Source organism: Malonomonas rubra DSM 5091, from assembly GCF_900142125.1.
In the GTDB taxonomy this organism is placed as follows: Bacteria; Desulfobacterota; Desulfuromonadia; order Desulfuromonadales; family Geopsychrobacteraceae; genus Malonomonas; species Malonomonas rubra.
Window position 1 is genome coordinate 38,943 of the sequence record NZ_FQZT01000001.1, and the last position, 25,213, is coordinate 64,155.

At 49.6% G+C, this 25,213-nt stretch carries 19 protein-coding genes; 7 read left to right on the forward strand and 12 right to left on the reverse strand.

Translation table 11 applies throughout. The features are described from left to right. Positions 1–327 precede the first annotated feature (327 nt). Both BUB13_RS00185 and BUB13_RS00190 read left to right on the forward strand, forming a co-directional pair. Complete coding sequence (locus tag BUB13_RS00185) at positions 328–1,947, forward strand: fumarate hydratase (protein WP_072904739.1); 1,620 nt, start codon at positions 328–330, stop codon at positions 1,945–1,947. A 155-nt stretch (positions 1,948–2,102) separates the two neighbouring features. Further along, positions 2,103–4,607, forward strand: a complete 2,505-nt coding sequence (locus BUB13_RS00190) for an efflux RND transporter permease subunit (protein ID WP_072904740.1) — start codon at positions 2,103–2,105, stop codon at positions 4,605–4,607. Between the two features lie 73 nt (positions 4,608–4,680). Here the strand turns inward: BUB13_RS00190 and BUB13_RS00195 are convergent, their stop codons facing one another. The 5 genes from BUB13_RS00195 to BUB13_RS00215 form a co-directional block, all read right to left on the reverse strand. Further along, entirely contained in the window at positions 4,681–6,711 is a 2,031-nt protein-coding gene (locus BUB13_RS00195; RefSeq protein WP_084091608.1) for a methyl-accepting chemotaxis protein, read from the reverse strand. Positions 6,712–6,741: 30 nt separating this feature from the next. Beyond that, positions 6,742–7,830 (reverse strand): 6-phosphofructokinase, encoded by a 1,089-nt coding sequence (locus BUB13_RS00200; protein ID WP_072904741.1) that lies wholly within the window; start codon positions 7,828–7,830, stop codon positions 6,742–6,744. Further along, positions 7,823–8,242, reverse strand: coding sequence for an ExbD/TolR family protein (locus BUB13_RS00205; protein ID WP_072904742.1), 420 nt, complete (start codon positions 8,240–8,242; stop codon positions 7,823–7,825). The genes BUB13_RS00200 and BUB13_RS00205 overlap by 8 nt, the downstream gene beginning before the upstream one ends. A gap of 3 nt (positions 8,243–8,245) precedes the next feature. Continuing rightward, on the reverse strand, positions 8,246–8,845 hold the full coding sequence (locus tag BUB13_RS00210; RefSeq protein WP_072904743.1) for a MotA/TolQ/ExbB proton channel family protein: 600 nt from the start codon (positions 8,843–8,845) through the stop codon (positions 8,246–8,248). Between the two features lie 78 nt (positions 8,846–8,923). Further along, positions 8,924–9,418: a metallophosphoesterase family protein gene (locus tag BUB13_RS00215; RefSeq protein WP_072905305.1), complete on the reverse strand. Its 495-nt coding sequence runs from the start codon at positions 9,416–9,418 to the stop codon at positions 8,924–8,926. Between the two features lie 409 nt (positions 9,419–9,827). On the opposite strand from BUB13_RS00215, the gene pta reads away from it, so the two are divergent. The 5 genes from pta to BUB13_RS00240 all read left to right on the forward strand — a co-directional run bounded on the left by pta (position 9,828) and on the right by BUB13_RS00240 (position 16,551). Further along, entirely contained in the window at positions 9,828–12,089 is a 2,262-nt protein-coding gene (pta, locus tag BUB13_RS00220; protein WP_072904744.1) for a phosphate acetyltransferase, read from the forward strand. A 138-nt stretch (positions 12,090–12,227) separates the two neighbouring features. Further along, positions 12,228–13,616: a threonine synthase gene (gene thrC, locus BUB13_RS00225; RefSeq protein WP_072904745.1), complete on the forward strand. Its 1,389-nt coding sequence runs from the start codon at positions 12,228–12,230 to the stop codon at positions 13,614–13,616. A gap of 127 nt (positions 13,617–13,743) precedes the next feature. After that, complete coding sequence (locus BUB13_RS00230) at positions 13,744–14,568, forward strand: mechanosensitive ion channel family protein (protein ID WP_072904746.1); 825 nt, start codon at positions 13,744–13,746, stop codon at positions 14,566–14,568. 308 nt (positions 14,569–14,876) lie between these two features. Further along, positions 14,877–15,668, forward strand: coding sequence for a hypothetical protein (locus BUB13_RS00235; RefSeq protein WP_072904747.1), 792 nt, complete (start codon positions 14,877–14,879; stop codon positions 15,666–15,668). Between the two features lie 19 nt (positions 15,669–15,687). Beyond that, a complete protein-coding gene (locus BUB13_RS00240) occupies positions 15,688–16,551 on the forward strand; it encodes a hypothetical protein (RefSeq protein WP_072904748.1) in 864 nt (287 codons plus the stop codon). Positions 16,552–16,630: 79 nt separating this feature from the next. On the opposite strand, the gene BUB13_RS00245 is transcribed toward BUB13_RS00240, so the two are convergent. The 7 genes from BUB13_RS00245 to BUB13_RS00275 all read right to left on the reverse strand — a co-directional run bounded on the left by BUB13_RS00245 (position 16,631) and on the right by BUB13_RS00275 (position 25,141). Then, positions 16,631–19,183, reverse strand: coding sequence for an ATP-binding protein (locus BUB13_RS00245; protein WP_072904749.1), 2,553 nt, complete (start codon positions 19,181–19,183; stop codon positions 16,631–16,633). A 188-nt stretch (positions 19,184–19,371) separates the two neighbouring features. Then, the gene (gene glnA / locus BUB13_RS00250) at positions 19,372–20,781 is read right to left on the reverse strand and encodes a type I glutamate--ammonia ligase (RefSeq protein WP_072904750.1); all 1,410 of its coding nucleotides are present in this window, start codon (positions 20,779–20,781) and stop codon (positions 19,372–19,374) included. A 69-nt stretch (positions 20,782–20,850) separates the two neighbouring features. Beyond that, a complete protein-coding gene (locus BUB13_RS00255) occupies positions 20,851–21,189 on the reverse strand; it encodes a P-II family nitrogen regulator (RefSeq protein ID WP_072904751.1) in 339 nt (112 codons plus the stop codon). A 248-nt stretch (positions 21,190–21,437) separates the two neighbouring features. Next, positions 21,438–22,052 carry a ferredoxin domain-containing protein gene (locus BUB13_RS00260; protein WP_244151815.1) on the reverse strand — a complete coding sequence of 205 codons (615 nt, stop codon included), beginning with the start codon at positions 22,050–22,052 and terminating at the stop codon, positions 21,438–21,440. 13 nt (positions 22,053–22,065) lie between these two features. After that, positions 22,066–23,379, reverse strand: a complete 1,314-nt coding sequence (gene rlmD / locus BUB13_RS00265; protein WP_084091612.1) for a 23S rRNA (uracil(1939)-C(5))-methyltransferase RlmD — start codon at positions 23,377–23,379, stop codon at positions 22,066–22,068. Between the two features lie 11 nt (positions 23,380–23,390). Further along, complete coding sequence (locus tag BUB13_RS00270; RefSeq protein WP_072904752.1) at positions 23,391–24,653, reverse strand: diaminopimelate decarboxylase; 1,263 nt, start codon at positions 24,651–24,653, stop codon at positions 23,391–23,393. A 20-nt stretch (positions 24,654–24,673) separates the two neighbouring features. Next, positions 24,674–25,141, reverse strand: coding sequence for an Lrp/AsnC family transcriptional regulator (locus tag BUB13_RS00275; RefSeq protein ID WP_072904753.1), 468 nt, complete (start codon positions 25,139–25,141; stop codon positions 24,674–24,676). Positions 25,142–25,213 lie beyond the last annotated feature (72 nt).

Genomic DNA, 25,213 nt, shown 5'->3' on the forward strand with positions numbered 1-25,213 from the left:
AAAGAGTTTGATTTATGCACAGATCAACAGTTGAAAAGCAGAAAATATACCAATCATCCTAACATGTTGCCACCACCCATAACAACGCAACCACAAACAAAAACTGGAAGATCAGAAGAGCAATAACAGCCGTGAGAAAACCGTACGGACCTGTTTTTCCACGGCAGCGATCTGCTCGCCCAGCAATAGCGACACGACAATCAGCGGCCCCTCATCAAAATTAAAGTGATAGCAGTCGACAACTGTATACAATTCACTTATAATACGTGCGTTTTATTTATTGGCCATTTGGTCACTATTCCGTCCCTATGCACAAGGAGTGATAACATGCCCGACTTCAAGTATCAGGATCCCATGCCGCTGAGCGCGGACACCACCAAGTACTACAAGATTGAAGGCTCGGAAAAATTCGTCAAGGTTGTCGAATTCGACGGCAACGAAGTCCTTAAAGTTGAGCCGGAAGCGTTGACCGTGCTCGCAAACAACGCAATGCGTGACGTTTCTTTCATGTTGCGCCCGGAGCATAACGAGCAGGTCGCAAAAATCCTCAGTGACCCGGATGCTTCCCAGAATGACCGAGGCGTCGCCATGGCTTTCCTGCGTAATGCTGAAATCGCCGCCAACTTTGAACTGCCGGTCTGCCAGGACACTGGTACAGCGACTGTTGTTGCCAAAAAAGGGCAGCAAGTATGGACCGGCTGCAACGATCCAGAGCGCATTTCCGAAGGTGTCTTCAAAACCTACACCGAGGAAAACCTGCGCTACAGCCAGACTGTCGCTCTCGACATGTATACCGAGAAAAACACCGGCACCAACCTGCCGGCGCAGATCGACATTATGGCGACCGAAGGCATGGCTTACAAGTTCATGTTCATGGCCAAAGGCGGCGGTTCCGCCAACAAGACCATGCTTTACCAGGAAACCAAGGCGCTGCTCAACCCCGACAGCCTGTACAACTTCCTGGTCGCCAAAATGAAGACCCTCGGTACCGCGGCCTGCCCGCCATACCACATGGCATTCGTTATCGGCGGCACTTCAGCGGATGCCTGCATGAAGACCGTCAAGCTGGCAACCGCGAAGGAACTCGATGGCCTGCCGACTGAAGGCAATGAACACGGCCAGGCTTTCCGTGACGTTGAGATGGAAGCAAAACTCCTCAAGGCTGCCCAGGAGCTCGGCATCGGCGCGCAGTTCGGCGGCAAGTACTTCGCCCACGACGTTCGCGTTGTCCGCCTGCCCCGCCACGGCGCCTCCTGTCCGGTCGGCATGGCAGTCTCCTGCTCGGCAGACCGCAACATCAAGGCCAAGATCACAAAAGACGGACTTTTCGTTGAAGAGATGGACCGCAATCCGGGTCGCCTGATCCCAGAACAGTACCGTGGCAAGCAGAGTCCGGGCACACCGATCGACCTCGACCGCCCGATGAGCGAAATCCTTGCCGACCTGAGCAAACTGGAAGTCGGTTCCCCGCTGCTGCTCAAAGGTACCATCGTCGTCGGCCGTGACATTGCCCACGCCAAGTTCAAAGAGATCCTCGACAGCGGCAAGCCGCTGCCCGACTATTTGAAAAACCACCCGATCTACTACGCAGGTCCGGCCAAGACCCCGGCAGGCAAGGCCTCTGGTTCCTTCGGTCCGACCACTGCCGGCCGTATGGATTCCTATGTTGGCCTGCTGCAGAGTAACGGCGGGTCGATGGTGATGATCGCCAAGGGCAACCGCAGCCAGCAGGTTACTGATGCCTGCAAGGAATTCGGCGGCTTCTACCTCGGCTCTATCGGTGGTCCTGCCGCGGTTCTTGCAGAGGAAAACATTAAAAAGGTTGAGTGTATCGACTTCCCTGAACTGGGAATGGAAGCTGTCTGGAAGATCGAAGTTGAAGACTTCCCTGCATTCATCCTGGTGGACGACAAGGGCAACGACTTCTTCAAGAAGTTGGGCCTCTAGTAAAAAGGTCATTCCGTCCGACAAAAGCCCCGCCCACCTGGCGGGGCTTTTTCATTTCTCAATCAATCTACTTAACAAAACAAAAGTCCTGTTTCATTCACTTTTCGACCCCGCTATAATGCGTATTCCTCAAATCCTCTGCGGGAAGGTTTTGCATGCGCCAATCAATTTTCAAGCTTTATGAACGAATCGTTCTAAAGCGCCCAATTCTGACCATCGCCATCATGCTTATTCTGGTAGCGCTGGTCGGCTCATATAGTCAGCACTTCCGTCTGGATGCCTCGGCAGATGCGCTGCTGCTGGAAAACGATCAGGACCTTAAATATTACCGAGCAATCAGCGCAAAATACGGCTCAGATGATTTTCTGGTGATCACCTATTCTCCGAAAACCGATCTTTATGCGCCGGAGACACTTGATGACCTGCGCTCTTTGCGTGACAAGTTGCTGAAGATAGATCGCGTCGCCAGCATTTTCAGCATTCTCGACGTCCCACTGATCGACAGCCCACGCATGACCCTTGGTGAACTGAGCAATGGGGTGCGAACGCTGGAAACTCCCGGCACTGACGTCGAACTTGTGCGCAAGGAATTCAAAACCAGCCCCTATTACAGCAACCTGCTGGTCAGCCCCGACGGCAGCACAACAGCCCTGCAAGTTATTTTCAAACGGGATGAGACCTATCATCGCCTGCTGCAGGAGCGAAATAGCCTGCGTGAAAAAATGTTGCTTGCGCCTTTATCTGCTGAAGAGACAGTCAAGCTCGACTTGGCGGTCAAGGCCTTCGATGAGTACAGGGGTGAACAGGCTGAACAGGAAGCGATCGATATTGCAAAAGTCCGCAGTATCATGAATCAGCATCGTGACAATGCACAGCTGTTTCTCGGTGGCGTTCCGATGATCGTCGCCGACATGATCGATTTTATCCGCCACGACCTGGCATCTTTCGGTATCGGTGTGCTGATTTTCCTCGTCTCCATGTTGATTCTGATTTTTCGCAAACCTCGCTGGGTCATTTTGCCAATGTTCTGCTGCGCCGCTTCGGTGCTGTTCATGTTTGGATTTCTGGGTTGGATCGGCTGGAAGGTCACTGTCGTTTCCTCCAACTTCACCTCGTTGCTGCTGATCATTACCCTGTCGCTCTGCGTCCATCTGATCGTGCGCTACAATGAGCTATTTGATGAAATCCCGGGAGCAGACCAGCTCACCATGGTTCGAGAGATGGTCCGCACCAAGGCGGTTCCAAGCATCTATACCGCTTTGACGACCATTGTTGCGTTCACCTCTCTGCTGACAAGTGACATTCGGCCGGTTATCGATTTCGGTTGGATGATGGCAATCGGCATCAGCTTTGCCCTGCTACTCTCTTTCGCCCTTTTCCCCGCTGGGCTTATGCTTTTCAAACGGCCGGTCCAGTTCACTGCACACTTTGACATCACCGGAATCATCACCCGCAGCTGTGCACGCTGGGTTGAGCATAACGCCAAACTGACCTCGGCAGTTTTTGTTGGCATTACAGTTTTAAGCATCATTGGCATCAGCAAGCTGACAGTTGAGAACCGTTTCATCGACTATTTCAAGCCGACAACTGAAATCTATCAGGGTATGGAGCTGATCGATCAGCAACTGGGCGGGACAACCCCGCTCGATTTGATCCTCGATGCCGATCCGGAGTTCTTCACGTCCAAAGAAGAGGATCAGGGGCTTGCAGAAGATGATCCTTTCGCCGATGATTTTTTCGCCGACGAAGATGCGGATGCAGGGCTTTCAGGCAGCAGTTACTGGTACAACAGCTACCAGATACCGGAAATGAAAAAGATTCACAGCTACCTGGACCAATTGCCGGAAAGCGGAAAAGTGTTGTCTATGGCGACCACCATGGACATGATGCAGATGGTCAATGAAGATCAGCCCCTCGACAACATTTCTCTCGCGGTTATTCACAAAAAACTGCCGGATGAGATTGCCACAGCCCTTTTTCATCCCTACATGTCGGAGGATGGCAACCAACTCCGCTTCAGCCTGCGGGTCATCGACTCCGACCCGCATCTTCAGCGCAACAAACTTCTGCAGAAAATTCGTCTCGACCTGACAGAAAAGTTTGGCCTGAAGGATGAGCAGATTCACCTGACCGGAATGTTCGTGCTTTACAACAACGTGCTGCAGAGCTTGTTCAGCTCACAGATTATGACCATCGGTGTGGTCTTCCTGGTCATCATGGGAATGTTTGTCATCCAGTTCCGCTCTCTGCGATTGGCCGTTATCGCCATCATCCCGAACCTGATCTCGGCCGGGACTGTACTCGGATTGATGGGTCTGCTCGGCATTCCTCTCGACATCATGACGATCACCATCGCAGCGATCACCATCGGTATTGCCGTTGATGATACCATTCATTACGTCCACCGGTTTACCGAAGAAATTGAGGTCGATGGCGATTATCTTGCGGCGATGAAGCGTTGCCATGACTCTGTCGGCCGCGCAATGTATTACACATCAATCACCATCATTATCGGCTTTTCGATTTTGTCTTTATCAAACTTCAATCCGACCATCTATTTCGGTCTCTTTACCGGGCTGGCCATGCTGGTGGCGATGTTTGCCAACCTCACCCTGCTGGCGTTGCTGCTGTTAAAATTCAAACCCGCCAAAACAAATTAGAAAAAACGACCAAACGCAAAGAGGCAGGCCCACATAGTACGGACCTGCCTCTTTGCGTTTATCGTCGTAAAACTTATTCGGTTTCCTTGAACTGCCTCAGCTGGTTGATGACCATCCGGCTCTGCTCGCTACGTGCATCCATCTCATCAAAAATCCGCTCAGCCATGTCGGCGACCGACTCGACAGCAGTTTCGATATCGCGGCTATCCTGCCTTTGCTGAATCGCAACATTCGCCATCTCGTCTGCCATGTCGCGAATATCTTCAATCGACCTGACAATGCCGTGTGTCCCTTGAGCCTGTTCACGTGAGGCCGTTGAGACCTGCTCTGTCATCTCACCAAGCTCTTCGATTGAATGGGTGACAAACTCAGCCGACCGGGACACTTCGCGAGTCGCATGACGAATATTCTGTGACATGTCTTTTGCCGAAGTCGCACTGGCAAGAATCTGGCTGAGTGATTTCTCAGTTTTGCCCCCCAGAACTCCCCCTTGGGTAACCAGAGCTTCGACATTGGTAATTTGTGAAACGACTTCCGTTGTCTTGGCATGCATATCACGAATAAGTTGAGCTATCGCACCTGAGGAATTGGCTGTTTTTTGCGATAAACTGCGAATTTCTTCGGCGACTACCGCAAAGGAACGACCCTGCTCCCCCGCTTGGGCAGCGATAATTGCGGCATTCAAAGCCAGCAGGTTTGTCTTTTGCGCGATTTCCGTTATAACCGAAGTGATTGTGCTGATCTCCTCACCATGGATTGAAAGATGATATATCGTCTCAGCTGCCGTTGCTACCCCCTTGGCAATACCATCCAGCCCAGCCAACGTTTCCTGAACCGAATCGACACCACCTTCGGCATGCTCCAGAACCTGTTCCGACATCTTGTGTGAGCTGACACTGTTATCGTCAACTTCCTTGATCGTGGCAGCGATCTCTGTCATGGCCGAAATCGACTTGTCCATGAATTCGGACAACTGATTGATATTGGTACCGACCTCATCAATCGAAACGGAAATCTGCGTTGACGCAGACTGTGTCGAGTTGACTGCATCTCGAACCACGTCTGCCGAGTTGGCAATATCAGCGACCAACCTAATCGTCGATGCAGAAGCACGCTTCAGAGTTTTCAGCAACAACTGGTAGTCTTGGCGATACTTCATAAACTGAGTAAAAGTCCGCTCCAGTTCTTGCGTAAGGCTGTCAACAGCACTGAACAAACGTAATCGGATGATGCTGGCTGAAAGTTGCGCCGCAAAAAGTTTCAGAGTATCGGCATCATCTTCAACAACTTTGCGGCCGGATGATTTGTTGTCGACTGCAAGTACCAACTCAACCAGACCATTAACAATGACCGGGCAAACCAGGAAGCTGTTGGAACGCAACGCATTGAGCCCGTCACAAGGTGGGCGTAGGCGAAAATCATTGGGCATCAGGTCGATATCATCGACCAGATAATCACGCTGTTCGGTCACCGCTTTATAGAGCACTCCAGCGCGATCATCCAAAGGCAAGATTGCAGAGACATTTGATGCAGCATTGTCTCCAAGGCTGACAACAAGCTCCATCTCATCCGTATCATGCTTAACCTGTAAAATGTTAACCCGGTCGAAGTCGATAACTTCATGCAACCCGTCCCCGGTCAGACTCAGCAGTTCCTTGATGTCCATAGTCTTCTGGATACGGGCACTGATGGAGTGAAAATCGGTTATTCGGTTATTCAATTCCCGATATTTGCGTTCAAACTCTTCTTTTTGGCTTTCGACAGCCAGATTCATCTCATTCAGGCGAGCGGCGCGCGAGTGAATCTGTTCGGCTGCACGGCCGATAAAATAGCCGAACGTCCCCAACACCACCGCGGTCCCGCCCCCCATGTAAACAAAGAGAGCAAGCTGCTGCCTGTTAATCAGGATGTTGCCGATGGTCTGTGACCAAATCGATAGATGTTCGTTATAAAACAGAATGGTCCGTACCAGCATCCAGCCTATCGGCGCTGATATACCCAACAACAACCCCCCGACCGCATAAATGACACTCCGATCAAAGTTGCCAGGTTTTCCGGATACCCCGGCTCCGCTTTTTTCTATAATCAGGGAAAAGATGTTCATACTATGTCCTGTCACCCGCCCTTTGTGGTTTTAGCGTCCAACCATGATTCCTAGCGATTCTGCCGTTTGTACCAATTCACCCGCCGGATCAACCAGATTTTGACTGGAAATGGCTTTTTCCAGCTCGACATCGACCACATTCTGACCTCGTAAAGAAACCATACGGCCGTACTTCTGCTGCTCGATCAATTCGACGGCCTTGACGCCAAAGCGTGACGCCAGAATACGATCATAAGCATCAGGAGATCCCCCCCGTTGCAAGTGTCCCAAGGTGACGACCCGGGTTTCCATATCGAGACAGCCACCAATCTGCCGCGCTACATCATGCCCGATTCCACCGAGTCTCTCAACTCCGAGATTCTCTTCAGCGCTCTTTTGCAGCACCTTTTCCCCATCTACGACCGTCGCTCCTTCGGCGACGACAACAATGGAAAAACGGCTGCCGCGCTGCCGACGTTTATCTATCGCCTGGCAGAGACGTTCTACACTGTAGGGAATTTCCGGAATCAGGATGGCATCAGCCGAACCGGCGATTCCAGATTCAAGCGCTATCCACCCCGCGTCACGTCCCATAACTTCGACAACCATAACCCGATGGTGACTTTCCGCGGTTGAATGTAGACGATCCAAGGCTTCTGTGACGATAGCAACCGCTGTACGATAACCAAAAGTGACATCGGTAGCACGCAGATCGTTGTCAATTGTTTTGGGCACACCCACGACCGGCAAGCCTTTTTCATACAATCCATGAGCGATCTTCAAAGTTCCGTCGCCACCAACAGCAATAAGAACTTCGGCTCCAGTCTGCCGAAATGCCTCAATGACGGAATCTGAGACATCCTGCAATTCAAGCTTTCCATTAACTTCAACAGGGTAACTAAAGGGGTTACCGCGGTTGCTGGTACCGATAATAGTGCCACCACGTGGCAAAATACCACGCACAGAATCGAGCGTGAGCTCTCGATAACGCATCTCACCGACCAAGCCCTCGAAACCATCCTCGATGCCCAGAACACGCCAACCGTTTTTGTTGACAGCGCTACGCACCACTCCACGAATCACGGCATTGAGGCCGGGGCAATCTCCGCCACCTGTTAAAATCGCAATAGTTTTACTCATCTACTTTGTCTTTTTCTTTGTCCGTTGCTATAGCCAATTTACCGAAACCAGCTGTTTTTGCTAAATCCATCAAGGCAATCACTTTTCCATGCAGAGCATCTTTATCCGCCATAAGCATAAAGGTCATCTGTTTTCCGGCCACACCATAAGTTGACAAATGATCTGCAAGTTGGGCCAGAGTCACAGGCTCTCGCTGCAGAAAAATCTGGCCATCCGCTGTCAGGTAAACCTGAACCTCTTTATCTTCACTGTTTAAATGCTGCATGGAAGCTTCAGGCAGATCGATTTTCATGCCCGGCTTTTCGATAAATGTCGTGGAAATCATAAAAAAGATCAGCAGCAGAAAAACGACATCGATCATCGGGGTCAGGTCAACCCGGGGAGAATCAAAGCTGCGGCGTTTGAAGCCCATGACTTACTCCCCCAGCAGGTCGACAATCTTCATCGATGACTCTTCCAGTTCAAGCAGAATATTCTCTGCCCGGCTAGCCAGATAACGATGCAAAAGAATCATCGGCACAGCAACGGAAAGCCCGGCTGCTGTCGTGATCAAAGCCTCTGAAATACCACCACCCAAAGTCATCGGGGTACCGACCCCCTCCATCGCGATAACGTTGAACGCTTCAATCATGCCCAAAACGGTTCCCAACAGGCCGAGCAATGGAGCGATGTTGGCGATAGTGGCCAGCAAATTCAGATAACATTGCAATGAAGCCGCTTCACGGCTACCGACCTCTTCCGCCATTGTTTTTAGCTGCAATCGGTTTGCACCACGGTTCATCAAAACAACTGTCAATATTTTAGCCAGTGAATTCTTTTGTGTCTGACAAAGAAATGTCGCCTCTTCAAACTTTTGTGTGTCTATCAAGCTGCTGACTTCATTGAACAAAGGCGCGATTGTGCGGCGAATGGTATAGAAATGCTTGACCCGCTCCAGGAATATTGCCCAACCGATGACCGAACAGATCAGGATCGGGTACATGAGCGGTCCACCTTTTAGAAAAATTTCAATCATTTCGACCAATTCCCAGGAACATCAGAAGATTTTAAAAAAGATAACACAAAGAGGTTGAGCGACCAAGAGTAGAATGTGCTAATCGATTGGGATAATACGCCCAGTGATCGGTTGTCCTTTTTCTATTTTCAGTAATCCCACTGTATGTTCTGGCGCGCTGCGTCGGTCGGTTGCACTTCCAGGATTGAAGAGTAAAAGGTCACCGACCCTTTTACAGAGTGGTGCGTGACTATGGCCGAAAACAAGGGCATCAAGCTGTTTGTCTGCAAAGTGAGCCTGCACCCGCTGCTCAAAATTGACCCCACTCCCCCATCCGTGAATCATTCCAATTTGTTTCTCTTGCAGAGTTACGATGCGGCTGATCGGCAGGTCTGATAACGAGTGATCCATGTTCCCTCGCACTCCGTACCAGGGCAAAGGATAAAAGTAATCTTCTAAAGCCGGCAACACGACATCGCCTGCGTGCAAAATCGCTTCAACTTCGGCAAAAGCTCCCCGCAGCAAAACGGCTGCCAGGCGTTCTGCTTCATCCACTCGATGCAGATGCGTATCTGATAAAACTCCTACTAGCAATTTCAAGCTCCCAAATTCCATATTGTGCTTGCCTGAACAAACAGTGTTGGCAGATTGTTGGCGATTTTTCGCCGCATATTGTCCATTTTCAACGTCAATTTCATCTCAATTAATACCACATATCTCTACAGTGAATTATAAACTACTGCTTTTTTTAGATTATTTAAGTTTTAAGAAAGTTGGCATTGGCATTGCGTCTACAAAAAAAAGGGATATAGTTACTGAATTAGGTGCGATTCCAATTGACTTTTATTTATCTCAACTATAGTTTTTTTATCCAAACTTTAAATTTTAACGCTGAATAAAATATCAGTGTTTGGCCGAGGAGAGAGACCTCACGTAATTATCTAGCACTCCTTCAATCTTTTTAGCAGCAAATCCAAATATCCTAGTAGGAGGACAGAGATCCATGTCGAAACGTCAAGAAGCCCTTGATTATCACAGTACAGGGCGAAAAGGTAAAATCGAAGTTATCACCACGAAGCCTTGCAATACCAGCCGCGACCTTTCCCTGGCTTACAGCCCAGGTGTCGCTGAGCCTTGTCTTGAAATCGAAAAAAACCCGGACATGGCTTATGAATATACCGCAAAAGGCAACCTAGTTGCAGTTGTCTCCAACGGAACCGCAGTCCTTGGCCTTGGTGACATCGGCGCCATGGCTGGCAAGCCGGTTATGGAAGGCAAAGGTGTTCTCTTTAAAAGTTTTGCCGATGTTGATGTTTTTGACATCGAACTGAACACAAAAGACTCAGATGAACTGATTCGCACGGTAAAACTACTCGAACCGACTTTCGGCGGGATCAATCTTGAGGATATCAAAGGTCCGGAGTGCTTCTATATTGAAGAAGAGCTGAAGAAGATCTGCGACATTCCAATTTTCCATGACGACCAGCACGGTACAGCAATCATCTCTGCTGCCGGCATGGTCAATGCGCTGGAGATAATCGGTAAAGACATTAAAGACGTCAAGATCGTTGTCAATGGTGCCGGTGCTGCTGGTATCGCCTGCGCCAATCTGGCGATCACCATGGGTATAAATAAAGACAATGTCATTCTTTGTGACACTAAGGGCGTTATCTACAAAGGCCGCACCAACGGCATGAACGAATACAAAGAGCGCCTTGCCGCAGAAACCGACGCCCGCACCCTAGAAGATGCCATGGTAGATGCCGACATCTTCTTCGGTGTCTCCGCAAAAGGTGCACTGACCCCGAACATGCTCAAATCGATGGCAAAGGATCCGATCGTCTTCGCCATGGCAAACCCGGACCCGGAAATCACCCCGGATGAGGCCAAGGCAGTTCGTGGCGACGTTATCATCGGGACCGGCCGCTCCGACTACAACAACCAAGTCAACAACGTTCTCTGTTTCCCGTTCCTGTTCCGGGGCGCACTCGATACCCATGCCAGTGCAATCAACGACGAGATGAAGCTTGCCTGTGTTCATGCTCTGGCCAAACTGGCCAAAGAAGATGTTCCTGATTCTGTACGTCGCGCTTACGGTGGTGAAGAAATCAAGTTCGGACGCGAATACCTGATCCCGAAACCTTTCGACCCGCGCGTACTGCTCTACCTTGCTCCGGCTGTTGCCAAGGCGGCAATGGACAGTGGCGTTGCCCGTCGCCCGATCGAAGATATGGACAAATACCTCGAACGCCTCGAAGCCATGCAGGGACGTTCGAAAGAGATTATGCGCGGCATGATCAACAAAGCGAAAAACGATCCTAAGCGCCTGGTCTTCCCGGAAGGTGACGAAGAGAAAATCCTGCGCGCAGCGCAGATTCTGGTTGACGAAAACATCGCCAAGCCGATCTTGCTTGGCAATGAAGCTGAAATCCGCAACAAGATTTCTGAGCTCAATCTTGACCTCAATGGTGTTGAGATTGTTGATCCGGAAACGTTTGAGAAACGCAGCGAATACATTGATGCCATGTTTGCAAAACGCCAGCGCAGGGGTGTTACCCGTGCCGAAGCTAAAGGCAAGATGAAAAACAACCGTCATTATTTCGGAGCCATGATGGTTGACCAGGGCGACGCCGACGTTGTTCTCTCTGGTATCAATCACCACTATCCCGAGACGATCCGCCCTGCCCTTGAAATTATCGGTCGACAGGATGGCCTGTCCAAAGTCCACGGTGTCTACATGATGGTCACCAAAAAACAAGCTGTTTTCTTTGCTGACACCACGGTCAACATTGAACCTACCGCAGAGGAACTGGCTGAGACAGCCATTCTGACGGCAGAAAAAGCCAAGCAGTTTGACGTTGAGCCAAAAGTTGCCATGCTCTCCTTTTCTAACTATGGCAGCTCCGATCATCCGCAATGTCTGAAAGTGAAAAAGGCAACCGCTCTTGTTAAGGAACAAGCCCCCGACCTGATCGTCGACGGTGAAGTCCAGGCTAACGTTGCACTCGATCCGGAACTGACTGAGGCCCAGTACCCCTTCTCGGGCCTTAAAGGCGACGCTAACGTCTTTATCTTCCCCGACCTGAATTCGGGCAACATCAGCTACAAATTGCTGAACAAGCTCGGCGAAGCTGAAGCTGTCGGTCCGATTCTGATGGGCATGAAGAAGCCGGTTCATGTTCTGCAACGTGGTGACGACGTCTCTGACATCGTCAACATGGCAGCTGTTGCTGTGGTTGATGCACAGGATGCCGCCAACCGTTAACCTTCATTTCCAATGAACACGAAAAAGAGGGAGTGATCTGTCGCGATCGTTCCCTCTTTTTTCGTTTTTTGCCGGACTTCCAATCGACTGCAGTTCCTGCTAAGATGCCGCTCCGAATCCAGAATAAAAGGAGTATCCATGAAATATTGCAGCACCCGCGGCAAGGTTAAAGGATTGAGTTTCAGCGATGCGGTTATGATGGGCCTTGCCGACGACGGCGGCCTGCTTTTGCCCGAAGAAATCCCCACTTATTCAGCAAACGAATTGGCTGAACTGGGTGAGCTCTCCTATCCTGACCTCGCATTTCGAGTCATCTCCCGGTTCGTCGACGATATCCCAGCCGCTGATCTGAAAAAATTGATCGATACGGCCTACAGCAGCTTTGAGCACCCGGACACAACACCAATCGTCAAGCAGGACGGTATCTATATTCTTGAACTGTTCCACGGCCCGACTCTGGCATTTAAAGATGTCGCTCTGCAGTTTCTCGGCAACCTGTTCGAATACCTGCTCGACAAATCGGGGTGCCGAATGAACATTATCGGTGCCACCAGCGGTGATACCGGCAGCGCTGCCATTTATGGAGTCCGTGGGCGTAAAAACATCAACATTTTCATATTGCACCCAAAGGGCCGGGTTTCACCGATCCAGGAATTGCAGATGACGACCGTCACTGACGAGAATGTTTTCAACCTGGCTGTCGAAGGAACATTCGATGATGCCCAATCGATCGTCAAAGAAATCTTCGGTGATCTCGATTTCAAAGAAAAGCATGCACTTGGTGCTGTCAATTCTATCAACTGGGCCCGCGTCCTCGCCCAAGTTGTTTACTATTTCTATGCCTGGTTTCAGGTCAACAAGGAAACTGGCTGTAAAGAAATTGAGGTTTCGGTTCCGACCGGCAACTTCGGCGACATCTTCGCCGGCTACGTTGCCAAAGAGATGGGAGTTCCGATCAAACGGTTGATCCTGGCAACCAACGCCAACAGCATCTTGAGCCGTTTTGTCAATGACGGCGATTACTCGGCTGCAGAGGTTCACCAGTCACTCTCTCCCTCGATGGACATTCAGGTTGCCAGCAATTTTGAGCGTTACCTCTTTTATTTGTACGGGAAAGACAGCGAGGCAGTTTGCAAAGCCATGGATGATTTCAAAAAGAGTGGCATTCTCAATTTTACCGACGAGCAACTGCAACAGGTTCAAAGCACATTTACGGCCTCTGCGGTCAATGACGAAGAAACCATTGAGGCAATCGCCAAATTCCATAAAGAAACTGGATATACCTTAGACCCACACACTGCCGTCGGTGTTGAGGCAGGTTGCAGAACCCGCGATAAGAATCTGCCACTGGTCTGTCTATCGACAGCACATCCTGCAAAATTCGGCAGTGCTGTTAAATCTGCCATCGGCCAAGACCCGGAGTTGCCGACTGTTTTCCAGGGCATCGAGAAAAAACCCAAAAAACTTGAAGTGATCGCTGCTAAAACAGAGGAAATCAAAGCCTTTGTTGAAAAACACGCACGATAGTTTTTTTATAAAAAAACAGATCTGTAAAACTGAAAATCAGGTTATTCCTGCTATCATTAGAGCTTCCGTCATCAGCATTGGCGGAGGCTTTTTTATTCCATAAACTTTTATCCGCAATGGAGGCCGTATGGATCTTCAGAACCTAACCCCGGAACAACTCACCTCTCTCTTTCAAACCTATGCCCTTCCTCTGGTTTGGGCGTTGGTCATTTTTATCATTGGTCGGATCGTCGCGAAAATACTGACGAAAATCGTTGGCAAGATGATGGTGAAAAGTCGCGTCGACGAAACACTGGTGAAATTCGTCCAGAGCTTGGCCTACATCGCCCTAATGGCTTTTGTCATTCTCGCCGCGCTTGACAAGCTGGGCGTGGAAACAACATCTTTCGCTGCCATCATCGCGGCAGCCGGTTTGGCCATCGGCCTTTCACTGCAGGGCACTCTCGGCAACCTGGCATCAGGTGTCATGCTGATTATCTTTCGCCCCTTCAGTGTCGGTGACTTTGTCGAAGCCGGTGGCCAGTCTGGAGTCATCGAAGAAATTCAGATATTCAGTACCAAAATGAAGTCGGGTGACAACAAGGAAATAATCATCCCCAATGGTCAAATCACAGGCAGCACGATTATTAACTATTCGGCAAAAGATACCCGCCGGATCGACCTGGTTATTGGTGTCGGATACGGTGACGATCTGAAAAAAGTGCGCGCTGTTCTCGAAGATGTGCTCGCCAAGGAAGAACGGGTTTTAAAAGATCCGGAGCCAACCATCGGACTGCTGGAACTGGCTGACAGCAGCGTGAACTTTGCGGTGCGTCCCTGGGTCAAAACCGGTGATTACTGGCCAACCCTGTTTACACTGCAAGAGGAAATAAAGACAAGATTTGACCAGGAAGGCATCTCCATCCCCTTCCCGCAACAGGACATTCACGTTGTCAGCAATACTGCAGCCTGATTCTCAAGCGGCGGCGCCTAAAAGCGCCGCCGCTTTTATTTTCCCCTCAATGCATACTGTATACAAAAAAATCAACAATTTCGACCCCTTTTAAACCGCCTCTCGATATATAAAAAATCCTATATAAACAAGATGTTACCCACACCTTGAAAAAGCTTGAATTCACCACACAGCCTTGCTATAAATTTCGTTTGTATATGTAATTTATTGCCATCATCTACTTAAAAGCAGCTGTATATTAAATCTTGTAATTTTTAACATCCGCGTCATGAATTTACATGACTCAATCCATTGCATCAGGAGGCACAATGCGTACTAAACCTTTATCCCTGACCTCGTTGCTGGCATTTGTTGTCTGCGGACTTCTGCTGGCTGCAGCCCCTGCTTTTGCTCAACCTGAGCTGAGCATTGACGACTGTGCAAAATGTCACGAACAACAGCCGGCCGAAGTTGAGGAAGCCGGTGCGAAGCACAAAACCGATACCGACTGTCTCGGCTGCCATACTGGCCACCGCCCGAGCAGCCCGAACAACATTCCCGAGTGCAGCATGTGCCACGAAGGCACACCTCACTACGAGCTTGCGAATTGCATGAGCTGCCACAATCCGCACCAGCCGTTGCGCGTTGTTCTCCAAGGCGATCTGAAAGCAGAGTGTCTGACCTGCCACACCGAGCAGAACGAAGAACTTGTCGCTAACCCGAGCAAGCACACCGACGTCGCTTGTAACCTCTGTCACTCGGACACCCACGGCAACATTCCACAATGCTCCGAATGTCATGAATCTCATGCCCCGACCCAGACCCAGCAGGACTGCTTCATCTGTCACGATGTCCACATGCCACTGGTGCTTGAATATCCGGACACCACTCCGAACATTCACTGTGCTGCCTGCCACCAGACTGCCTACGATCAGTTGATGGCCAGCAAGACCAAGCACCATGACGTTGCCTGTGTTGCCTGCCACGCGACCAAGCACAAGACCGTTCCGGCCTGTAGTGATTGTCACGATCTGCCGCACGCAGAAGGCATCCACGCCAAGTTCCCGGAATGTGGCAGCTGTCACAACACTGGTCACGACCTGAATAACTTTGCAAAATAAATATAAATAAGGACATCCGATGAGTAGCAATATTCAAAATCAAATCAGAATTATCGCACTTGTCGCAGTCTTTCTACTCTTCGCCGGGGCGGTTTCGACCGCCCTGGCCCAGACCAGAAAAGATCTGCCGCCGCAGGACGCCAGCCTTTATGCTGAAGACCCGCAGCCGTTAACTATGGCACAGTGTGGGCAGTGCCATACTAAGCATTTCGGTGACCTCAAAAACGCCGGTGGAAAACACCAGTTCGATTGCCGCGAATGTCATGAAGTTTTCCATGCCTACAACCCACTGAAAAAAAATTACGCGGAAATCATGCCACAGTGCTACACCTGCCATGGTCAACCTCACGGCACCAAGCATGTTGAATGCCTGAACTGTCACGAGAACCCGCACGCACCGACCAGCGTCAAGATGAGCCATATGTTGGCTGGTATCTGTGCTGACTGCCACACTCCGGAAGCACAGGAGTTGCAGCAGTTCCCAAGCAAACACACTGAGCAGGCATGTAACAGCTGTCACCACAACCGCCACGGCTACATTCCGCAGTGCGCCGAGTGCCATCAACCGCACTTTGCCACTCAGGCCGAAGCAACCTGTATGACCTGCCACCCGGTTCACCAGCCACGCACGATTGTCTTTGAAAACGAGATTGAGCTGGAAACCTGCAACGCCTGTCACGGTGACATTTACGCGAAGTGGCAGGGAGGCAAGAGCAAGCACGCCCAGGTGGGCTGCGCTGAGTGCCATACTGCACACGCCAAGATCCCTGAGTGCAGCATGTGCCACGTTGCTCCGAAGGGGCATGCCCCGCAGATGCTGGAGCAGTTCCCGAACTGCCTCATGTGCCACTTAGACGTACACGATCTGCCAGTTAAGAAGTAAGAAGAACCTGAAATAGCGTACAAAAAGAAAAGGCTCCACCAAGTACGGTGAAGCCTTTTCTTTTTTGCTTATTCCAACGTTAATTTTCAAGTATCTGCTTTACCGCCTTACCCAATTGAAAAATTGAATATGGTTTACCGATAAAAGCGCCAGCACCAAGCCTCATGGCATCTTTAACTTCAGCACTTTCAGAGTAACCACTGGCAATGACAGCTTTTTGTGCAGGGTATAGCTTGATAATCTCTTCATAAGTTTCCCGTCCATTCATACCAGGTGCCATCAACATATCAATAACGATCAGGTCCACTTTATGCGTTTTAAGGAACTCAAGAGCCTTCTCGCCTGAAGAGACAGATTCCGCTTTATATCCAAGTTCACTCAACATTTGACAAGCGATATCGCGCATATGTGATTCGTCATCAACAACCAGAATGCGCTCACCGTTGCCAACCAGATATTCAACATTTTCATCAGTCTTCTCAGCGATAATCTGATCCGTACTTAAAGGCAAATAAATCTTAAAACAACTGCCCGACTCACTACTTTCTACCTGCACCTTCCCTCTGTGGTCCTGCACCATGTTCCAGACCACCGTCAATCCAAGCCCGCTCCCACTGCGCCCCATCTCTTTTTTCGTGTAGAAGGGTTCAAAAATGCGTTCCAAGTCAGCCTGAGCGATTCCCGTCCCGTTATCTATGACTGATAAAACCAAGTACTCACCTGGAGCGAGCCCCTGTTCAGAATCCTCAATCGTCTCATTTGCAGTGACAATTGAAACCTGTCCATCCTCACCTGCTGCCTCAGCAGCATTTAAGGTCAAATTCATCAGGGCTTTCTTTAGCTGCATCGGTGCACAATCGACAACTGAGTTTTTTGCGTCAAGTGCCTGAACGCAACGGATTTCAGGGTGAGAGCCCTTGATTTTGTCACACTCTGGGGAATCAAAATATTCTCGTATCAGACCATGAACATCATGAGCTTCCCTGACACTGGCAACTCCCCTGGCAACAGTCAGTAGATCTGCAACCACTGCAGCGGCACGCTGTCCGGAATCGCGAATGGCTTCCAGAGATTGACGCAAACCACTCTCTTCCGGCACTTTTCTCAAGAGCAACTCTGGATAATTGATGATACCAGCCAGGATATTATTCAAGTCATGAGCAACACCACTTGCCATGGTGCCAACAGCTTCCATTTTCTGGGCCCGATTAAGTTTTTGCTCCAATTCTTTTCGTTCGCTCTGATCAACGATAAAACCAACCACACAATCTCGACCATTAATTGTCACCGGTTCAGAAAAGACATCTGCAAGAACGACTTCTTCATCTTTTCTTTTGAACGGGATATCGGTCGTCAGCCATTTTTCGCCCCTCGCTTGAGCTGTAAAAGACTCTATTGCAAAGTCGATTTTGTCATCAGGATGAAGTGCTTCGACCCCCACGGATTCCAGTTCCTGCCGTGAGTAACCAAGCATTTTACAGATTGCCGGGTTGGCGAACTGAAAAGACCGGGACTCGTTATCCGCAATCAGTATTCCCAATGGTGCATGGTCAAGAATCTGATTCAGGCGTTGTTCGCTCTCTACCAACTTCGTGGTCCGCTCGGAAACACGCCTTTCAAGTTCCCGGTTATTTTCTTCAAGAGACTCGTTTAGCATGACAATTTTCTGAACCAGGGCACCATAACTTGTGTACAGAAGAATAAAGGATAGAAGCAATAAGCCGGCTGAAACCGACAGGATAAAAATAATATGCGACTGAAGCTTTTCCAGTGCAGCAGAAATATCGAGAGCAACAAAAACTTTGGCTTCCGGCTGTTGCTCAAAATTGAGCAGATCAACCGCATTGGCAATAATGTATGTTTTCCCGCCAGAAACGAATTCCTGTTGATCAAGACGCCAATCGATATGCGAAAAACTTTCCCTGAACAGCTCTAGTTGCGCAGACCTAATCGTGTGGTTTGGCCCGACAAGGTAATCATCAGAAGCCTCGTCGACAAACGCAAACTTTTTGTTGGGGATAACGATACCAACAGGGATATTCAGTTTTTCATAAATGGCATCCAACAGTAAATTATTGTCTAGACCGAACTGGACAACCCCAATATGTTCACCTTGATAGCTGACCGGTTGAACAACGCGGTATTGCAGTCCAATTCTGGCGACGCGATAACCGTATACCTGTTTGCGCGTTTTGTTGGCGGCCGCAATATCCGGTCGCATTTTAACAATATTGTCACCAAACTCATGGGGCCGATGGACACGTAACAAAACCTGGTTGTCGGGTGTCGCCCAACCGAGTGTCGAAAAATAAGGGTTCTCTTTTTTCAGAATCTGATAGAAAGGGCGTGAGGTCTTCAGCAAGATCTCACGGTCCTGCCGGCTGAAAGCCGCTATGATAGGTTCTCTTTGGGGAAATTTTTTATAGTCAATAAAGCTTTTTACCCGGCTGCGATAATTGCGACTGCTGTTCTGTTCAATCGTTTGTACGACGGCACGAATGCTGGCAATTTCACGCGCAACAAATTGCTCGAGATTTTCACGACTATCCTTGATAAGAAGATAGATAAAAAAGGTACAAATACTGACAATGATCAGCATGACCAGCAAAATGACTTTCCACTTTGCATTCATGGAGACTGCTTCCTAATCCTTAAGCTAAGTCAGGGACTTGACAACCCCGACAAGAAGACCCCCTCCAATATTTCCAAACAAGCATATTAAATGTATCTTATTTTCTAGAACTGTCAATTTGCTCCATACACAAAGAGCCCCCGACAAAATGTCGGGGGCTCTTGATGCAACAATATGCTGCAGAAGAACTAGCAGTCAAAGTAGAGAGCGAATTCTTCCGGGCAAGGACGCATGCGAACCGGATCGACTTCAGCTTCGCGCTTGTAGCTGATCCACATGTCGATAACGTCTTCGGTGAAGACGTCGCCCTTGAGCAACCAGTCATGATCTGCCTCAAGACAGTTCAGAGCTTCTTCCAAGGTACCTGCTACGCTCGGGATATCTTTCAGTTCCTCAGGAGAGAGACCGTAGATGTCCTTGTCCAGAGGCTGGCCCGGATCAATCTTGTTCTCGATACCGTCAAGACCGGCCATCAACTGAGCTGCGAAAGCAAGGTAACCGTTGGCGGATGCGTCCGGAGTACGGTACTCAACACGCTTGGCTTTCTCGTTATTGGTAACCGGGATACGCAGGGACGCGGAACGGTTACGGTTGGAGTAAGCCAGGTTAACCGGAGCTTCAAAGCCCGGAACCAGGCGCTTGTAGCTGTTGGTGGTCGGGTTGGTGAAAGCACAGAGAGCCTTGGCGTGCTTCATGATACCACCGATGTAGTACATCGCCATCTTGGAAAGACCACCGTAGCCGTCACCGGCGAAAAGGTTCTTGCCATCTTTCCACAAAGACTGGTGGCAGTGCATACCGGAACCGTTATCGTTGTAGATCGGTTTCGGCATGAAGGTGACGGTCTTACCGTTGCGGACAGCAACGTTCTTGATGATGTACTTGAACCACTGCAGGTCGTCGCCCATTTGCAGCAGGCTATTGAAACGCATGTCGATTTCGCACTGACCACCGGTGGCAACTTCGTGGTGACCACACTCGATGTGCAGACCGTTCTCCTGCAGAACCATCATCATCTCGTTGCGCAGGTCGATCATGCTATCGGTCGGGGCGCAAGGAAAGTAACCTTCTTTGTGACGAGGCTTGTAACCGAGGTTAGGGAACTCCTCACGACCGGTATTCCAGATACCTTCGACCGAGTCAACGCTGTAGAAAGACTCGTTCGGGCCGGAAGCATAACGGACATCGTCAAAGATAAAGCACTCCGGCTCAGGACCGAAGTAAGCGGTGTCGGCGATACCGGAAGACTTCAGGTAAGCTTCAGCTTTCTGAGCGATAAAACGAGGGTCACGGCTGTAACCTTCGCGGGTGATCGGATCGATGATGTTACAAATCAGGCTCAGGGTGGTCATTTCAACGAAAGGATCGATCTTCGCAGTTGTCGGATCAGGCATGATCAGCATGTCCGAGTTGTGGATCGGCTGCCAACCGCGGATCGAGGAACCGTCGAAACCGATGCCTTCTTCAAAAGTCTCTTCACCGAATTCGCTGATCGGAGTGGTAAAGTGCTGCCAGATACCAACGAAATCGAGGAATTTGAAATCAACAAACAGGCACTCGTTGTCTTGTGCAAACTTGACTACTTCTGCTGGGGTCATTGTAATTTTCTCCTTTGAAAGACCACGTTCACGCGAAATTAAATCCGCTACAGTAACGAAAAAAAACTATTAAAGGGCGTCTTCACCCCGTTCACCGGTACGAATACGCATAACTTCATCGATCGGGGTAACGAAGATTTTACCGTCACCGATACGACCGGTTTTTGCAGCCTCAGCGATAGCGTCTACAACCTGGGCAGCCTGATCATCGGATACAATAATTTCCATTTTGATTTTAGGGATAAAATCGACAACATATTCAGCACCACGATAAAGCTCCGTGTGCCCTTTCTGACGACCGAAACCTTTAACTTCGCTGACGGTGATACCCTGAATTCCGATTTCATTCAGCGCTTCTTTAACTTCATCCAGTTTAAAAGGCTTGATGATCGCCTCAACCTTACGCATATCAGCTATCCTCCGTAGACACTTGGGTTTTGCCGATCCCTGCTTGAAGGAGGTACCGGCGCTGAGCGATTAAGCACTTGTGCGAAGAGCGTGCCATTCACAATCATTGATTTCGAGAAATAATTTTTACTTAAATTACAGTATATTACAAAGAGTCGAGTAATCACTCTGAGTAAAAAACAATCAGCCACAAAGTGAGCTGTTGATTTTTTAAACAACTGGCGTTTTTTGTGCCCACATTTTAGGCATCAGCCACGATCAAAGAACGGGCTTTTGCCCGTCACGGAGAGCGGAATACCATAAGCAATATGGACGTCTTCCCCAAGCAGGCCCAGATCAATAACAGCCTTTCCAGCAGAAAACATAATTCTGTTGTCGATACGCATATCCGCGGCAATACTCACAGCTGAACCGACAGCGATTCCGAGATCACCGACATTAAAACTGCAGCAGGCACCTGCCTGAAACATTGCGGCACAATCTTCATAACCACAAAACCCACAGTTTGGGATTCCAAGTGGCTCTTTGCGACTTCCAAGAAGAACCATCACCTCAACAGCGTCAACATTCGCCGCGTCGCGAAGAAAAAAAGGAATCTCTTTTTCTTCACCGATTTTCTTCATCTGTTGACTGACGCGATCCTTCTCCTCCCCGGTGATAATCGCGGTTACGAGCAGGTCTTTTCCTTTACCTTTCGGTGCTGTTCTAGCTGCCATGCAAATCTGTCGTGCAGCGGTCAGCAGCCCTTCATTTTCAATTTGCTGATCAATAATAAGCATGAAAAAACAACCCAACCCGGAAAGAACAAAATAATCGAAAAAATAAATATATAATCGCCTCAGATGATCTGCAAGCGAAACCAAGAAAGTTTTCTGTTTACTGAGGTTCTGCCGTTAAAACCGATAAACTTTCCACATGGTGTGTTTGTGGAAACATATCGAAGGCCTGGCTGGAAACCAGCCGATAATTTCTGCTCAACAACACTTTGAGGTCACGTGCCAGTGTTTGCGGATCGCAGGAGATATAGATTATCTTCGGCACCGGTTTCTCTGCGAGCTGTTTAGCGACATCATATGCCCCGATGCGAGGGGGATCGAGTACAAGCAAATCAAACTGCCCAGCAAAACGACTCAAGGCATCCTCTGCAGGCATTGCATAAAAGTCGACATTTTGAATTCTGTTATCAGCGGCGTTACGCTTTGCCATTTCAATCGATGGAGCATAATCTTCAACACCGGTCACCGATCGAGCCCGTCGCGCCAAAGGCAGAGAAAAATTCCCCATTCCGCAATAGAGATCGAGGACATTCTCATTTCCTCGTAACTCAGCTGCAGCAACTGCAGTTTCCACCAGTGCCCTGTTCTGCGCCAGATTGATTTGCGCAAAACCGCCAGCAGCATAGGTTAAAGATATTTCGGGATCATCGACCGCGATCTGCAGATCGCCATTGCCAACAACTGCCTGCAAATTACTTTTTCGTCCGCTTTGCACAGCCAGATCAAAACCAATCTTCTGAGCAACAGGAAGCAACAGTTCGCTGAGAGGCGCCGCATCCCGGCCTAAAAAGTGAACCACAGCCCGACGTTTCCCATCCGAACCAATCGACAAGTCGAGCTGCGGGATCTCCTTGCCGAAACGGCTGCCTGCTATCACCTGCCGCAACGCGACCAGCAAATCATTCAATGCATCCGGCATCAACGGGCAACGCTCAACGCCAATGACGTATTTACTCTTCGAGCGGAAAAAACCTGTGATAAACCCTTCAGGCGCGAAAAAACACTTCACCTGTACCCGGCTGCGATAACCAAATTCATTCGGCGAAGGAACAATCAGCTTAATGACAGAAGAATCGGCGCCAACTTGACGGGTGAGTGTATCGACAAACAGCTGCTGTTTCCATTTCAACTGTTCAGCATAAGGGAGCTGTTGCCACTGGCAGCCACCACATTCATCGGCAACCGGGCAGGGAGGAGTACGGCGTAGAGGAGAAGGTTGCAGCAGCTCTGCAACCTCACCTTCTGCGTAGTTTTTCTTTATTTTTGTCAGTCGACAGCGAACGCGATCTCCAGGGAAGGCTCCGGCAACAAAAACGACCCGACCATCCGTACGAGCAATTCCTTTACCGCCGTTGGCCAGCGCCTCAATTTTCAGAGGCCCGATCAATTTTTCTTTCGGCTGCTGCTTTGACAAAAACCTGTCCTTTACTTTGGAGCCATTTCGTCAGCGTCAAACTTCAACGTTGCAAAATAGTCGTCCACAGTTTCAGCACGGCGGATCAGTTCAACACTGCCATCTGCCTTCAACAGCAGCTCCTTTGGACGCAGACGACCGTTATACTGGAACCCCATGGCATGCCCATGAGCACCACTATCATGAATAACGACCAGATCCCCTTCATCGATCTGCGGCAGCTCACGCTGAACCGCGAATTTGTCGTTGTTCTCGCAGAGCGAACCGACGACATCGTAGATTTCTGTCTTTTCCTGTCCTTCTTTACCAACGACATCGATGTGATGGTACGCTTCGTACAAGGCTGGCCGCATCAACGACGACATACAGGCATCAAGGCCAACATACTTGCGGTAGGTCTCTTTCTGGTTGATGGCCGTAGTCACCAGGCAACCGTGCGGCCCGGTCATGAAACGGCCACTCTCCATGTACATCCGAGGCGCATAGCCATGCTTTGACTTGAACGCATCGAACTGCGCAGCGATTTCTGTCGCCATGGTTTCAATATCGAGGGCATTCTGCTCCGGCTTATACGGAATTCCAAAGCCGCCTCCAATGTTGACAAACTCGAAACGGATACCCAGTTCAGCTTCGACCAGCTCGGCAATTTCCAGGACCATCCGCGCGGTCTCGACCATATAGGTATAGTCAAGCTCGTTGGAAGCAACCATGGTATGCAGTCCGAAACGTTTGGCGCCTTTTTCTTGTGCTTTCCGATAAGCCTCAATGACTTGGTCGTGTGTGACACCATACTTGGCTTCTACCGGGTTGCCGATTATGACATTACCAGTGCGACGTGGGCCAGGGTTATAACGGAAACAGATCAGCTCCGGGAACTCAGGAACTTTGTCGATCAGGGAGATATCGTCAAGATTCAACACACAACCACCTTCGGCGGCAGCGGCAGCGAACTCAACCGGGTCGGTATTGTTCGAAGTGAACATGATATCTTCACCCTTAGCACCCAGCTGACGGCTGAGGATCAGTTCCGGGATCGAACTGCAGTCGGCACCGAAACCCATATCGAACATCAGCGCAAGAATTTTCGGGTTCGGCAGAGCTTTAACCGCATAATATTCACGGAAGCCGTCGATACCGGAAAACACCTGCTTCAGCTTCTCTCCAGTTTCGCGGATACCAACTTCGTCATAAATATGAAACGGGGTACCGTAGTGCTCAGCGATCTGGTCGACGACGGGAAAAAGGCGGTCTTTGAAAGATTGTGACATGGGCATGGCATAACTCCTGTAAATAATTAACGATTCAGATCTATTTTTCTGGTTTCTTTGATTGTGTTGAGCACAATGCTGGTGCGGGTCGATTCAACACCGTCCAGCATCATCAGTTCATCTCGCAAAATGGTTCCCAGTTCAACATTGTCAGCGACCCGTAATTTAAGCAGGTAGCCATCCTCTCCAGCAACCTGATGCACTTCTTGCACTCCGGTCACCTCGGTCAACTTGGCAGCCAAGGCCCCGTTCGCATGCGGCAACACACGAATGTGAACAAAAGCGGCCAGCCCCTGGTCGAACTCAACAGGATTCAAGCGGACCTCGTATCCTTCGATAAATCCGCGATCTTCTAACTTGCGGATACGTTCGAGGACGGCAGACGGTGCCATACCGACCTGACGAGCCACCTCAGCGTTAGGAACTCGCGCCTTCTCCTGAAGAATCTCCAGAATACTATGGTCTATTTCGTCGATCGTTCTCTCGTTCTTCATAGCTTCAGAATATAATTCTGTACCAAGCAGAAAGTCAACCCTTACAGTTAACTTTATTGGTGAAATTTCTGC